Genomic DNA, 14600 nt, shown 5'->3' on the forward strand with positions numbered 1-14600 from the left:
AAAACAATTGTTTTTATAGAGGAAGCAATCCTCATCATATCTTCAGATTTTGAGGCTGGCTTCTGATAAAATTGCACCCTGAAGCTCTGTTTGACTCAAATCTACATGGCTGAGATTTGCCCCTTCTAAATTAGCTTTGTACAGATTCGCTCCTCTCAGGTTAGCATAACTCAAGTCTACTCCTTCTAAGTTGGCTTGCATCAAGTTAGCTCCCCTAAAATTTGCCCCTCTGGCATCAGCCCGGAAAAGATTAGCTTTGCTGAGGTTGCTAAAGCGAAAATCAGCCCGAATTAAGTTGGCTTCGATTAGATTTGCCTGAAATAGATAAGCCCCGTTTAAATGAGCATTCATTAAATTCGCCTTGTACAATTCAGTTTGATAAAGATAGGCGGAAATTAACTCAGCTTGCTGGAGGTTGGCGCTATTAAGATTAGCATCGCAAAGGGTGGCTTGATGCAAACAAACGCCTGTTAAATTGGCTCGTCTTAATTGAGCGTCACTCAAGTCTACTTGTTTGAGATTGGCATGGCTCAGGTTGCTACTAATCAAGTTTCCCTGACTCAAATCGGCTTTGTATAAATTGCTGTGAGTGAGATTCGCGCTAATTAAATTGGCTTCACTGAGATTGACTTCTATCAGGTTAGCATAACTGAGGTCTGTAGCCGCTAAATCCGCAGCTCGTAAGTTAGCATTTTGCAGTTGGGCTTGATGCAAATTAGCACGGCTGAGATGAGTTTGACACAGAGAAGCACCTTGGAGTTGGGTTTGAGAAAGATTGGCAGCTTCCAGGTGAGCGCCTTTCAAATCTAAGCCTTGTAAATCGACTCCTCTGAGGTTGGCTTCGTTCAAGTCGGGTTCGATTTCGGGGTAACGGGTTCTCCAAGTTGTCCAGGTGGTTATACCCCGTTTGAGTAGGGAGAGATGTTCGACATTAACCATACATAAAAAAGATTAACATTGACTCGAAATTGATCCGTATTTAAAAGGGTTTATTCAAAGAGTTTATTCATCCGTTTTCAGGTTAACACGCTCACGGCCGGAAATCTTTTCTAAGGCACTTAAAGCGGCTTTAGAACCTGCGAGGATATCTTGTTCTTCACCGCCGAGATAGAGTCGTCCAAAACTCCCGACGGCTTGAACTTGTAGGATATTAATTAAAGCAGCTTTTTCGGCTTCGTTGGCGGCTAGAGCGGCATAGGCGGCGGGTTCAACTTCGAGAACGTACAAAGTTTGACCCGAAAGCAATAGCTGTCCGCGACGATTTCGGTTGATTAATTGGGCTTGATGGGGATCGATATTACGAATAATTTGACTGGAGATTACTCGCGGTTTGAGGCGATCGCTTTCTTGGACACCTAAAGCCTCTAAAATAGCTCTACCTGCGGTAACAGTATCACCCTGACGATTTGAATGAATTTCTAATAGTCCATAGAGGCGTTCAACGAATAAAACACCTGGACGAACGGAGGTTGATTTGAGTGCGACATCGGTAATTCGGTTAATTTCAATTCCCGGTGAAATTTCAATCCATAAAGAAGCATCGCCTGGTAGGGGCAAAAATCCAAGTGCCACTGTTCCGATATAGGCGGCGTGCTGAGATTGTAGGTTGTCTAGATAGACATAACTGCGTAATTCTACACCCAAGACTGAACTCTCCGTTGATGACGATAAGCCCATTATGCCAGACTCTAAAACCAGAATCTACACCCTGAATAATAAATCTTTTTTTTGGGTTCTACTCTGGCATAAGTTGGGCGTTTTTTTCAGGAAACAGACGCAAAAATTGCTCGAAAATCGCTATTCGATTTTGGGGATTAGTATTGTTGCATTAAGGTTTTTTCCTCTGGGGAGAGAGCCGCCTTTGTTTCTGCCAAATTAGCCGGCTGTTTAGCGGTTCGTTGGGCGATGAATTCAGCTAACTGGGCTTCGATTTCATCTCGAACGGCTTGACGATATTCTAGGAAATGTTCGTTATGGGCGCAAAGGGTGAGATAATGTTCCCAGACCCCGGGATTGTGTTTGAGAATGCCGAATAAATGATGCCAGAATTTCCAGCGAGTATGACGTTTAAAGCCTTGTCGCCAAAAGACAATGGCGATCGCTTTTAAATCGGCTAATTCGGGCTGTTTAAAGGGGGCTTTACAGGGAGAGGGAGCGAGTTTTAAGAAGCAGCGATAAACGCGATCTAGGTAACGTCCGGGTTCGTAGAGTGTCCAAAAAGTGGCAATAAATTCTTGAGCGAGTTCTTCGATAGGGCGAGTCGGAATAAAGTTGATTAATGTGGTTTGATTGATATCTTGTTTGGAGTCTATCAGTAAACGATTTTCGGTTTCTAAACGATTCCATAAGCCCGTATTGGGTAAGGCTTGTAACATCCCAAACATGGCAGTAGGAATGGCAGCATCTTCGACAAACTGAATAATCCGTGTACCTGCTCCTGTTTTCTCACCATCAAACCCGATAATAAATCCCGCCATTGGTCGCAATCCCACCCGCATAATTTTATCGATAGAATCGCTGAGAGAATTGCGAGTATTTTGGAATTTTTTAGTGAGTTTTAGGCTGTCTTCGTCGGGGGTTTCAATGCCCAGAAAAACCGCATCAAAGTTACATTTGACCATCAAATCCATTAATTCGGGGTCTGCGGCTAAATCGATAGAGGCTTCGGTGTTAAAGCGAAAAGGATATTGATGTTCAGCTTGCCAAACTTGCAGATCTTTTAACAGGAGTTTAACGTTGCGTTTATTGCCGATAAAATTGTCGTCAACCATGAAGATTCCCCGACGCCAACCTAGTTCGTAGAGAACATCTAATTCTTTTAAAAGTTGGCTGGGTTTTTTGGTGCGAGGTTTACGACCGTAGAGGGTAATAATATCACAAAACTCGCATTGAAAAGGGCATCCTCGCGAAAATTGAACCGACATCGAATCATAAGCATTCAGTTGTAATAAATCATAGCGAGGAATAGGTGTGAAGGTAATATCGGGTTTTTCGGTTGTCCGAAAGACTCCCGAAGTTTCGCCCCGTTTTAATGCGTCTAAAAATAGAGTTAGGGTGATTTCTCCTTCGTCTAAAATCAGAAAATCTGCCCCAGCGTCTAGGGCATCTTGGGGAACAGATGTGGGATAAGGCCCACCAACTGCGACTAATTTACCGCGTTGTTTGGCGATTTTAACTTGATGAATTAAATCACTTTTTTGAACAATCATCGCTGAGATGATCACTAAATCAGCGCTTTCCCATTCAGATTCGGTGACTTCTCGAACATTGCGATCAACCAGCGTAAAATGCCAATCTTGCGGTAAAATTGCAGCGACGGTAATTAATCCCAGGGGCGGTAATAAAACCTTGCGATTGACTAATTCCAGAATTTTGTCATAAGACCAAAAGGTTTTTGGAAATACAGGATAAATTAATAAAACTTGCATTGAATTTGAAGCCTCCCACAATCCACACTGATTTGGACTGATGATATTTTAACGGATACCAATATTCTGGAATGAGCTAGAATTCCCAATGTAACGAACAAAAACAGGACAGAATGCGTTCCCTGTCCTGCTAAGGCTTGAGCATACTTTCAGCTTGTGCTTTATTGACTCACTGTGAAGTCTTTGCTGATCAAGGCGGGAAACAGACAGTTATGATTAATCATCATTGAACTGAAGCGTTTCATCGCCGGGAGTTTCAATCACTTTGAAAGGTCAGGAATGTTTAGCTGCTATCGAAAACTGACATAATACGCTACAAAACGTATTAATACTTCGTTCCTGCATCACCCCGGACTGTCGGCAGCACCCGGTCAGACAGGCTTAAACCGAATAGCCTCCGGCATCAATTCTAAATTCAGGCTCGCATTCAAATCACGGTCAATGCTTACACCGCAATTATTACAATTGAAAACTCGTTCTTTCAGTGCTATTTCTTGAACGTGACCGCAACTTGAACAGGTTTTAGTTGACGGATAGAATCTATAGCGCAAAAACTACGATTGAACCGTACCACGAGGATTTATACTCGACTTGGCGGCGAAAGTTCGGATTAAGTTATCTGTAGGACAGCATAAATCTAGGCTACTCGCAGTCAAGTTCATCCGTTAAATCCTTATTCTATCCGTTTTTGGTATTGCTCGAATGTCTTCGACTATTTCTGACTGTGGTGAAAGTTCTTTTTGGTTGAGAACAATCAACTCACAATTTCTAAGGTCGTATCTACGCTGTCGATCTGGGGGTTTTGAGGGGGCGCGATCATAGCCTTGTTTCCCCCTACACGCCTAATCCTAACATTTACCCCCAAATATTTAGCGGCTTGTCTTCGCGGCTTCAGGTACTTGGTCATCTAATTGTGGTTATTAACGCACCTAGAGTACCTTGTTGTACCTGAAACTGTCAATTAAGTCTTAGCTCTACTATAGGCTGTTGTGTACATCTTGAAAACCGGAAAAATATAAACCCCGTTTCGTTTTTCTCAGCCGCTCAATCAAAGATGATTACGGGAGTCTGCAACGGGGAAATCAGTTGAACTGACAAATGGGGTTGAAATCTGAATTTCAAAGATCAACAATCATTTTAGTAGCGATCTCGTCGGCGATTTCCTCCAAAAGAGTCTTTCTGTTCCCGAGGTCTTGCTTTATTCACCTTTAGGTTGCGGCCCATCCATTCAGCCCCGTCTAGGGCTTCGATAGCGGCATCTTCTTCAGAGTCTGATCCCATTTCCACAAAGGCAAAGCCCCGCGCCCGACCCGTTTCGCGGTCAGTAGGGATACTGACTCGCCCGACAGAGCCATATTCACGAAACACCGATTTTAATTCATCTTCTGTAACCTCATAAGCGAGATTACCGACATAAAGGGACATAGGGGATCTCCAAAGATACATTGGATTGAGAACATAGGGAGATTGGGGCGGGTCGGCTCTGTCTGATCAAACAGAACAATATTTTTTTACTGAAAGTAAAAATGATAACCCAAACCTAATCTCGAAGGCTATTGTAACACGGGGAGTTCGGAGATGGGTGATCGGCAATTTCCAAGTGAATGCGTTTGTACAAGCGAAATTTGAAGTCAAAGGGGTAGAAGAAATATTAAGATATCAGTTCAGTACCCCAATGGCTGTGCTGGTCTATGAGTTCAATTCAAAAACTGCCTCGCTGGTTTTATATTGGCCTAGCTTTTCCGCTTGTGTTTCTCAACGCTTGGTTTTTACTACTATTGTTTCAGTATTTACAGCCGATTCCGGGCATTGTGTTAACAGCAAGTTTGATTGCATTTTTGCTAGAATACCCGATTGTTTTTCTAGAGCAGCGAGGAGTACCGCGAGGTTTTGCGATTACGGGCGTAATGCTGCTGGCTCTTTTTTTGTTGGGAATTTTGGTGTTTGTTTTGAGTCCTTTGGTTCTGCAACAACTGATTGAATTTGTAAATCGTTTACCGGCTTGGATCGAAGAAGGACGAAAACAACTGGAGACTCTCGATGAAAAAACGATTCTTCAGTATTTACCAATGGATATTAGTGATTTGACGACTCAGATTACCAGTCAATTGTCTCGAGCGATTAAGTCTCTGAGTGCTGAAATTATTGACTTAACTCTGAACACGATTAATAGTGCTTTAAACCTGATTGTCACGGTTGTATTAACGTTTCTTTTGGTTCTAAATGGCGAGAAACTTTGGAATGGTATTTTAAGCTGGCTACCCTCGGAATGGAATAGTCAAATTCAGTTAACGGTTCAACAAACTTTTCGCGGCTACTATGCCGGGCAAGCCATTTTAGCGTTAATTTTTAGCATTGCGTTATCGGTGGCTTTCTTAATTCTCAAGATTCCCTTTTGGTTGCTGTTTGGGTTTGGGATTGGCTTGTCGAGTTTGATTCCTTTTGGGGGAACTTTTACTTTGATAGTGATTAGTACATTACTCGCACTGCATAATGTGTTTCTGGGCGTTAAAGTCTTAATCACCGCCTTGATTATCGGTCAGATTAATGAGAATGTTGTCGCCCCTAGATTAATTGGTGGCATTACAGGGCTTAATCCGGCTTTGGTGATTGTTTCTCTATTAGCTGGGGTGAAAATTGCTGGAGTATTGGGTTTACTTTTAGCTGTACCAACAGCGAGCATCATTAAGAAAACCGCCGATAATTTCCGCAGTTCAGGTGAGATTGAAAAGTCTCATTCTGTTTAACACTTTGAAGGATTTTATCAAGAGATTTATGAAGGATGGGAGTAACGGTTTAAGAGATCAATTCAAGACTCTTTAGGTGACTCAGATTTTTTGATAAAATCACTCCTCACCCCTTCACATAGAAATCTCTATCCAATGGCAATCTGAGTGCAGGATGACTACTTAAATAGTTGAGATTATCACCCGCAAAATCCGGCAAAAAGCGCGGTTTATAGATGTTTTGACGAGAAATTTTATCGGCATCGGGAAATTCACGAGGGTTTGAGAACATTTTTTGAGCAATTTTCTCCTCTAAATTAACGGGTGAACTGCTGTGAGAAGGAGTTGTATCAATCTCTTTTACCGTCGATGAATTTTTCTCATACTGCTGAGAATGACAAGTCAGAAAAGAGACAATGGATGATAAAATATTCATACCTAATCTCCGGTTTGACAGACGGGATGATCAAGGCGGAGAGTTATTGAGGAAAGTCAAACGTTTCTCCTAGCGTCTCAATAGGAATTCGCCCAGCCAGCTTATGCGGTCATTTGTAGGCAGCTATTCTCAACCGGTTCACCTTTCTAAAAGCCTGACTCAGAGGAAAGAGGGTCAGAAGTGTTTCCAAACTGCATGAGTTCAAAATCCCGACATCTATAGATAAAATATAGCCCAAACCGATAATAGGAGGTCACTTGAGGAAATCTATTTAACTCGGTTTCTATTCCCGTTGTTTTAGGAAAAACAAATCATGCGTGATTTTCGAGGTCGTGGTATGACAACAGTTTATCCAGACCCAAACCGCCCAACATCTACCTCCATAAGTTTATTTAATGAGAATTCAGTGTTTATGGGTGTCTTGTCGAGATATTGGAAGATATGCCGAATTCATCCAGCGAGTGAAAAGGCCGGATACAAAAATGAGGAGATTAAATTAGCACAAGAATTTATTCAAGAACATCGGCTAAAATTAGAATATTCATCCTTATCTAAAGAGTCCTTTGAAGCCCTGCTTTTGAGTGATTTTAAAACTGAAAATCCTCAGATAGAGATTCAAACTCGTGCTTTAGCTGGTCTTTGTTTACGTTGTGCTGTTTCTGAACCGATTTTAAGAGCTTGTCAAAGAATTGAGAATTTATTTGGATGCGGAAAAAGTTTTACTTACCGAGATTTATTGCCCTTTGTTTTGAATGATGACGGTCAGAGTCTGATTGTGCTTGATCAAGATGGAAAAACTCAACTGATTCTCAAAGAAGATCGCAGTCTTGGCCTGAACACTTATCCGATTTTTTCAGTTGAAATATTACAAAGTTTTCAAGTCAATCACCCGACTCGTATGAGTTTGAAAAACTGGGTCTATTGGAAAACAAAACAACATCCCGAAATTAAAAATTTTTTATCCGATTATGGATTTAAAAAACTTAGTGATTGGGCGTTGTTAAACCGAACGAGATCCAGACAACTTGAACAGCTTTCAACTCGCGATCGCTTGTTAGTAGAAGCGTTTCATGCAGTTTATCGTCGCGATCGCCGCCAACAACCAAAAGGAACTAAAAAATGTCCTGATCCAGATTTTGAGCAACTGCAAGAAATGTTAAGTCAACTCAAAGAAAACCAAGTCATTATTGGCAGTGAAGCTCAATTACTCAAAGACCTCAAACAAGTTGTAAAGCAACTTAGACAATATGAAATTTGGAGTACAAGACAACCGCTAGAAGTCTATAATAGTGAAAAGGAACAATATGAAATTCGCACCGATATTCAGCAGGAATATGAACCGCAAGTCGAAATTGACCAGCAAGAAATTGTTGAATTTTTACATCAGCAACTCCGAGCCGTTTTAAGCGAAACGATTCAGCAAGAAGTTGAGAAAAAGATTCAACAACTTAATAAAAGCCGAAGATATGCGGATAAAGCTTCTCAATTTCTCCCCGGTTTGCGCCTTTACTACATTCAAGGAATGTCACTGAAAGAAATTGCTCCTCTGTTGGGAATGAGCAGTTGGGATCAAGCCAGACGAATTTTAAATCCGGGTGAACTTTTAAGTAAAGTCAGAACTGTGACGATTCAAAATATTCTGGAAAAAGTATTGACAAAAGCTCACAAAATGGGTTTAACGTCAATTCCCCCAAAACCGGATTATTTAAACACAGTGATGCAAGCCATTGAAGCTTTTACCGATCAAGAAGTTTTTCGGACTGCGGTTGAAGAAATGCGAACCGGAAAGAACCGTTCTTTTAAGAGCATTTATGCTCAATATCTACGTGATTATCTGAGTCAAATTGTTTAGTTTATCGGAGTTTGCTATGTTCGGACAACAAAACGTCACAGAAGATTTAAGATTAACTTTACCGGAAGTAATCAATCTTGAATTTGAAGATTTTGAACAGGCGACGACTTTAAGTCATCTCGTCACCACAGAAGAAAAGCAATGGCAAACTTACTTAAATGCTTTAGCATTGTTGGGTTTAGAGCGCTGGTTTACTGAACGCTTGTCCTCAAAAACGGTTCGTCAAAATCTCGATTCCAGCATCGAAGAAATTGCTGATTTTCAGTTAGGAGAATTCAAAATTGGTATTATTTCTGTTGAACAGGTCTTAGATGAAATTGTTTCTTTCCCCAGAGATATTTTTATGCAGCCGGAATTATTAGCTGACTTTTATGTTGTTGCTGAAGTCATGGAAGAACAGGAAGAAATGATTTTTAGAGGCTCTATCTCTCAACAAAAGCTCTTGAATATTATTCGTGATCGTCATTCTTTTTGTCCCTCATATCAAGATTATTTTATCTCTCTAGATCAATTTGATATTGAACCGAATCATCTGTTGTTCTACTGTCATTTTTTGCAGCCTGAACTGAGAACTGAACCCAGAGAGGTTGTACCGCCAATAGCCGCTCGTCCTCTTGAAAATATTCAAAATAACTGTGCAAAAATTTATCAGTGGTTTCAGGGGGTGTTTGAGTCTACTTGGCAACCGCTCGAAGCCTTAGTTTCTCCCGAACTTAGTTTAGCGTTTAATACTCGCTGTGTCTCCGAAGAAATTCAGCGTGGAAAACTGATTAACTTGGGGATGAAACTCAATAACCGTCGATTTATCATGTTAGTCACCGTCACGCCAGAACCCGATGAAAAACGACGAGTTTTAGTTCAACTTCACCCGACGGGAAATGATCAATATTTGCCTCCTTCCGTGCAATTGACTTTAAAATCGAAAACGGGTAAAATATATCAAGACGTGACATCCCGCAGCTTAGATAACTATATCCAACTTAATCCCTTTAAAGGCAAATCTGGAAAACAATTTATCATAGAGGTCAGTTGGAATGATACCGGAATTACAGAAGAGTTTGAACTCTGAACTGAGCCGAGTTGTCGTGCTGGGGTTGGGAATGGGCAACTTACAAACAGGTTTTCCCCGTGTTTGTGTACAGATTCGCAATCAAGCCTCTTCAGTTTTAGCGCAATTTGTCGCCAGTTTACCGCCCGAACCCGCTTTAATCGAACTTTATCAAAGCTGGAAATTAGTCTATCAAAGCTTGTGTCAACGTCATCCTTTACTGTCGCTAGAGGAGGACGATGAACTTGAGATCGAATTGGGGGGCGTTACTAATGTTTCTCAAGTCAGTTTTAAAGAGTTAAGTCTTCAATTTCACAATCAACTCAATCATTGGTTAACGTCAGAATCTTTTTTACAACTCGAACAACAGTTACGTTCTCATCTTGACGCCAGCCAAGAAATTCGAGTCATTCTCGAAACTCCAGACGAAATCTTGCGACGCCTTCCTTGGCAAAATTGGCAATTTTTTCAAGATTATCCCCTCGCGGAACTCGCCCTCAGTCAACCGGAATATCATATCCCTCAATCTTCTCAACTCAAACCTACAAAAACGGCTGTTAGAATTCTCGCAGTTTTTGGCAATAGTCGAGGCATTGATTTAACAACTGAGCGAAAAATGCTGCAAAATTTAACCGATGCAGAACCGCAGTTTTTAATCAATCCCACTCGTCAACAATTTGAAACTCATCTCGGAGATAGTCGCGGTTGGGATATTCTCTTTTTTGCGGGTCATAGTCAAACCCAAAGCCAAACCGGACGCATTTATTTAAATGACCATCCCACCGACAATAGCCTCACCTTAGAAGAACTCTCAACCGATTTAAAGCTGGCAATTTTTAACGGATTAAAACTAGCTATTTTCAACTCTTGCGACGGTTTAGGACTCGCCAAAGCCCTAGAACATTTGCATATTCCGACGGTCATTGTCATGCGCGAACCCGTCCCCAATTATGTCGCCCAGGAATTTTTAAAACACTTTTTAGAGACCTTTGCGGTTCAACGACTCTCTTTTTATCGCTCTGTTCAACAAGCCCGTTTTCAACTGCAAACCCTCGAAGATGAATTTCCCGGCGCTTCGGGACTACCGATTATTTGTCAAAATCCTTCCGTAGAAGCCCCGACTTGGTTACAACTCGGCGGAACTCCTCCCTGTCCCTATCGAGGTTTATTTGCTTTTAATGAAGAAGATGCTCACTTATTTTTTGGGCGAGAAACCTTTACCCAAACTTTAGTAAAAGCCGTTAATAGCCATTCCTTAATAGCCGTTGTCGGTGCCAGTGGAAGCGGAAAATCGAGTGTGGTTTTTGCGGGATTAGTGCCTCAATTGCGCCAAGATTTAACGCAACAATGGCAAATTATTTCGATTCGTCCGGGTCAAAATCCCATCGAAACTTTAGCCGCCGCCCTAATTCGTTCAATTCACTGGCAACCTGCCAACGATAGCGCCCAGGAAGAACCCTATCATCATCGTTTACTCGAACTCGAACTCGCCGTTGAACTCAAACAAGATAAACAAGCTTTAGCCGAAATTCTCTATCGCTATCTTCAGAACTTTTTACATCGGCGTGTTGCCTTAATTATCGATCAATTTGAAGAACTTTATACCCAAACCTCTGAAGAAGAACGGCAAACGTTTTTAGAGGGATTATTAATTGCAATTAATCTAGTTCCTCGCTTGTCATTAATTCTAACGTTACGAGCCGATTTTTATGGTTATGCCTTATCTTATCGACCCTTAAGTGATGCTTTACAAGGCTCAGTTTATAACCTCGGCCCGATGAGTCGTGAAGAATTGCAAAGCGTTATCGAACAGCCTGCCGCCAAAATGCAGGTTCAATTAGAACAGGGACTTACGGATACTTTAATTGCTGCAACATGGGAACAACCAGGACGTTTACCCTTGTTAGAATTTGCCCTGACACAACTTTGGTCAAAACAACAAAAAGGCTGGCTAACTCATCAAGCCTATGAACAAATTGGTGGTGTAGAAACTGCGCTTGCAAAACACGCCGAAGGAGTCTATAATCAACTCAGTTTACATGATAAATCAAGAACACAACGAGTCTTTTTGCAACTTGTTCAACCGGGAGAAGAAACCGATTGTCGTAGACTAGCAACTCGTGATGAAGTTCATCCAGAAAATTGGGATATTGTCACCCATCTGGCTTCGGTGCGTTTAGTCGTGACCAACCGCAACAATATTACAGGCGAAGAAACTGTTGAAATTGTTCACGAAGCCTTAATTAGAAATTGGCAGAGTTTAGAACAGTGGATTAAATCCGATAGAGAATTTCGCAATTGGCAAGAACAGTTACGAACTTTATTTCATCAGTGGGAAAATAGCGATTCTGATGCGAGCGCTTTGTTACGGGGAAAACTGCTAGCCGATGCTGAATATTGGCAACAAAAACGGCCGAATGAATTAAGTTCAAGTGATCAATATTTTATCGAAAAAAGTATTACGCTACGTGATGCCGAACTTCAGCAGAAGAAACGACGCCGACAGCTTACAATTTCGGGACTGAGTGGCGGTTTAGTGTTGGCTGTGAGTCTCGCAACCGTTGCTGTCGGACAATGGCAAAATTCCCTCGTTAATGAAATCAAAGCGATTACTCAATCTTCCGAATCTCTGTTTGCCTCAGATAATCAGTTAGATGCGTTAGTTGAAGCCCTACAAGCCAAACAAAAATTACAACAATTAAGGTTACTAAATCCTACCCTAAAAACCCGGGTTGAACAAGTGCTTCATCGAGCCATTTATAATGTCGTAGAATCAAACCGTTTAGGCGGACATCAGGACTGGGTTTGGCAAGTTGCTATTAGCCCCGATGGTCAAACCATTGTTTCAGCCAGTTCCGATAAAACCCTGAAATTGTGGAATATTGATGGCAGTTTACGCACCACAATTAACGCTCATCATGCCGAAGTTTATGCGGTTGCTATTAGCCCAGATGGTCAAACGATTGCTTCAGCGAGTCGAGACAAAACGGTTAAATTGTGGAATATTGACGGCAGTTTACGCACCACAATTAACGCTCACGATGCCGAAGTTTATGCGGTTGCTTTTAGCCCCGATGGTCAAACGATTGCTTCGGCGAGTCGAGATAAAACGGTTAAACTCTGGAAATTTGATGGCAGTTTCATTAGCGTTTTAAAAGGTCATCAAGCCCCCGTTAGAGGCGTTGCTTTTAGCCCCGATGGTCAAACAATAGCGTCAGCAAGTGAAGACAAAACCCTGAAACTTTGGCAGATTGAAACCCTGAAAACTCCAACGTTACAAACTACTTTAACCGATCATAGTCGGGAAGTCTTTGGCGTCACCTTCAGCCCCGATGGTCAGACTATTGCTTCCGCGAGTTTGGATGGTACTGTTAAACTGTGGAACCGCAATAGCACCTTGCAAAAAACCCTCACCGGGCATAATAATCAAGTGTATGCTGTGGCATTTAGCCCCGATGGTCAAACAATAGCTTCCGTCAGTGCAGACAAAACCATTAAACTGTGGAACCGCAATGGCACCTTGCAAAAAACCCTGATTGGGCATGATAATGAAGTTTGGAAGGTGGCGTTTAGCCCCGATGGTCGAACCTTAGCTTCCGCGAGTGGAGACAAAACCGTTAGACTCTGGCAGCTTAACAATAGTCTCCTGACTCGACTGAGAGTTTCTGAAGACCAGGTTTGGGGGGTGGCGTTTAGTCGGGATGGTCAAACAATAGCTTCCGCCAGTCGCGACAAAACCGTTAAACTCTGGAACCGAGATGGAACTTTCCGAAGGACTTTGCAAGGTCATACTGCGGAGGTGACGGCGATGGCGTTCAGTCCCGATGGTCAGACCATCGCTTCGACGAGTTGGGATAGAACGATTAAACTGTGGAATGCAGACGGGACGTTACGCACAACCTTGACTGACCATCAAGATTTAGTTTACGCTGTAGCCTTCAGCCCCGATGGTCAAAAAATGGTTTCCGCGAGTTCCGATAAAACGGTGAAACTGTGGAAACTGCAACCCAACAGCCCACCTGTGGTTCTCAAAACCCTCAACGGCTTTGAAAGTGAGGTTTGGGATGTTGTTTTTAGTCCCGATGGTCAGAAGATAGCGGCAGCGAGTCGAGAGGGAACGGTGAAACTCTGGGATACTAACGGTGTGTTGTTAGGGACCTTAGAAGCTCATCAAGCCGGAGTGAAAGCTGTAGCCTTTAGTTTTGATGGTCAAATGTTGGCTTCCGCGAGTTCCGATCAAACGGTCAAATTGTGGAAGTTGCAGACCGATAAACCCCCAACTTTATTCAAGACGCTTAACGATCATAATGGGGAAGTTTCTAGCGTTGCCTTTAGTCCGAATGGTCAAACCATCGCTTCAGGGAGTCAAGATGGAACCGTTAAACTCTGGAGTAATAATGGGGATCTGCTCTCAACCCTTAACGCTCACGATGAAGGAGTTCGGGAAGTCGCGTTTAGTTGGGATGGTTTAACTCTCGCTTCTGCCAGTAATGATCAAACCGTTATTTTGTGGAATTTACCACAAGTTCTCGATCAAAGTCAACTGTTACGTCAAGGATGCGCTTGGGTGGAGAATTATCTTCAATATTATCCTCCAGTTCATCAAAGCGATCGCTCGATTTGTGATTCGATGGAAACGAAACCTTAAAAGGGTGTTGGGTGTTGGGCGTTGGGCGGGTTTATGTCACTTATTTGTGGGAAGACAGACATCTATTGACAACCCGCCCCTACAGAATGTGATCAGGGGTTGGGCGGGTTTATGTCACTTATTTGTGGGAAGACAGACATCTATTGACAACCCGCCCCTACATCACTCCAGGGCTGTTTCATTCTCAACCAGAAATTTTATGACCTAACCCCCCAACCCCCTTCCCTGGAAGGGAAGGAGGAGTAATTAATAGTTTTAGACATTTAATAATAAAAAAAAATACTCCCCTCTCGATTAATAAATAGTCCCGCCAGGGACACTTTTTCCCTCTCCTCGTAGGAGAGGGTTAGGGAGAGGTGGAGAGGGTTAGGGAGAGGTGGAGAGGGTTAGGGAGAGGTGGAGAGGGTTAGGGAGAGGTGGAGAGGGTTAGGGAGAGGTGGAGAGGGGTTGGGGGAGAGGTTC

General features: G+C 42.4%; 10 protein-coding genes. 4 read left to right on the forward strand and 6 right to left on the reverse strand.

All coding sequences use genetic code 11. The annotated features are described in order from the left end of the window. Positions 1-42: 42 nt before the first annotated feature. From VB836_RS02885 to VB836_RS02905, 5 genes are all read right to left on the reverse strand, one after another. Positions 43-939 (reverse strand): pentapeptide repeat-containing protein, encoded by an 897-nt coding sequence (locus tag VB836_RS02885; RefSeq protein WP_323217907.1) that lies wholly within the window; start codon positions 937-939, stop codon positions 43-45. Between the two features lie 63 nt (positions 940-1002). After that, the gene (locus VB836_RS02890; protein ID WP_046280668.1) at positions 1003-1644 is read right to left on the reverse strand and encodes a hypothetical protein; all 642 of its coding nucleotides are present in this window, start codon (positions 1642-1644) and stop codon (positions 1003-1005) included. A 170-nt stretch (positions 1645-1814) separates the two neighbouring features. Next, entirely contained in the window at positions 1815-3428 is a 1614-nt protein-coding gene (locus tag VB836_RS02895) for a B12-binding domain-containing radical SAM protein (RefSeq protein WP_323217908.1), read from the reverse strand. Between the two features lie 371 nt (positions 3429-3799). Further along, complete coding sequence (locus VB836_RS02900) at positions 3800-3979, reverse strand: zinc ribbon domain-containing protein (RefSeq protein WP_323217909.1); 180 nt, start codon at positions 3977-3979, stop codon at positions 3800-3802. A gap of 586 nt (positions 3980-4565) precedes the next feature. Next, on the reverse strand, positions 4566-4853 hold the full coding sequence (locus VB836_RS02905) for an RNA recognition motif domain-containing protein (protein ID WP_046281686.1): 288 nt from the start codon (positions 4851-4853) through the stop codon (positions 4566-4568). Between the two features lie 266 nt (positions 4854-5119). On the opposite strand from VB836_RS02905, the gene VB836_RS02910 reads away from it, so the two are divergent. Then, on the forward strand, positions 5120-6175 hold the full coding sequence (locus VB836_RS02910; RefSeq protein WP_046281687.1) for an AI-2E family transporter: 1056 nt from the start codon (positions 5120-5122) through the stop codon (positions 6173-6175). 106 nt (positions 6176-6281) lie between these two features. Here VB836_RS02910 and VB836_RS02915 read toward each other — a convergent pair whose 3' ends face one another. Further along, positions 6282-6590: a hypothetical protein gene (locus tag VB836_RS02915; protein WP_323217910.1), complete on the reverse strand. Its 309-nt coding sequence runs from the start codon at positions 6588-6590 to the stop codon at positions 6282-6284. A 313-nt stretch (positions 6591-6903) separates the two neighbouring features. Between VB836_RS02915 and VB836_RS02920 the strand changes: the two genes are divergently transcribed. From VB836_RS02920 to VB836_RS02930, 3 genes are read left to right on the forward strand one after another with little or no spacing between them, the layout of a single operon-like run. Then, positions 6904-8442 carry a sigma-70 RNA polymerase sigma factor region 4 domain-containing protein gene (locus VB836_RS02920; RefSeq protein ID WP_323217911.1) on the forward strand — a complete coding sequence of 513 codons (1539 nt, stop codon included), beginning with the start codon at positions 6904-6906 and terminating at the stop codon, positions 8440-8442. A gap of 16 nt (positions 8443-8458) precedes the next feature. Further along, a complete protein-coding gene (locus tag VB836_RS02925; RefSeq protein ID WP_323217912.1) occupies positions 8459-9511 on the forward strand; it encodes a DUF1822 family protein in 1053 nt (350 codons plus the stop codon). A gap of 31 nt (positions 9512-9542) precedes the next feature. Next, positions 9543-14138 carry an nSTAND1 domain-containing NTPase gene (locus VB836_RS02930; RefSeq protein WP_323217913.1) on the forward strand — a complete coding sequence of 1532 codons (4596 nt, stop codon included), beginning with the start codon at positions 9543-9545 and terminating at the stop codon, positions 14136-14138. Positions 14139-14600: the final 462 nt, after the last annotated feature.

The sequence above is a fragment of the Limnoraphis robusta BA-68 BA1 genome (genome assembly GCF_034932365.1).
GTDB classification, from domain to species: Bacteria; Cyanobacteriota; Cyanobacteriia; order Cyanobacteriales; family Microcoleaceae; genus Capilliphycus; species Capilliphycus robustus.

Excerpts from the sequence above, each read along its gene's own strand:
- VB836_RS02930 (WP_323217913.1), top strand. The coding sequence starts at position 9,543 with ATGGGCAACTTACAAACAGGTTTTCCCCGTGTTTGTGTACAGATTCGC.
- VB836_RS02895 (WP_323217908.1), bottom strand. The coding sequence starts at position 3,428 with ATGCAAGTTTTATTAATTTATCCTGTATTTCCAAAAACCTTTTGGTCT.
- VB836_RS02915 (WP_323217910.1), bottom strand. The coding sequence starts at position 6,590 with ATGAATATTTTATCATCCATTGTCTCTTTTCTGACTTGTCATTCTCAG.
- VB836_RS02920 (WP_323217911.1), top strand. The coding sequence starts at position 6,904 with ATGCGTGATTTTCGAGGTCGTGGTATGACAACAGTTTATCCAGACCCA.
- VB836_RS02905 (WP_046281686.1), bottom strand. The coding sequence starts at position 4,853 with ATGTCCCTTTATGTCGGTAATCTCGCTTATGAGGTTACAGAAGATGAA.
- VB836_RS02910 (WP_046281687.1), top strand. The coding sequence starts at position 5,120 with ATGAGTTCAATTCAAAAACTGCCTCGCTGGTTTTATATTGGCCTAGCT.
- VB836_RS02885 (WP_323217907.1), bottom strand. The coding sequence starts at position 939 with ATGGTTAATGTCGAACATCTCTCCCTACTCAAACGGGGTATAACCACC.
- VB836_RS02925 (WP_323217912.1), top strand. The coding sequence starts at position 8,459 with ATGTTCGGACAACAAAACGTCACAGAAGATTTAAGATTAACTTTACCG.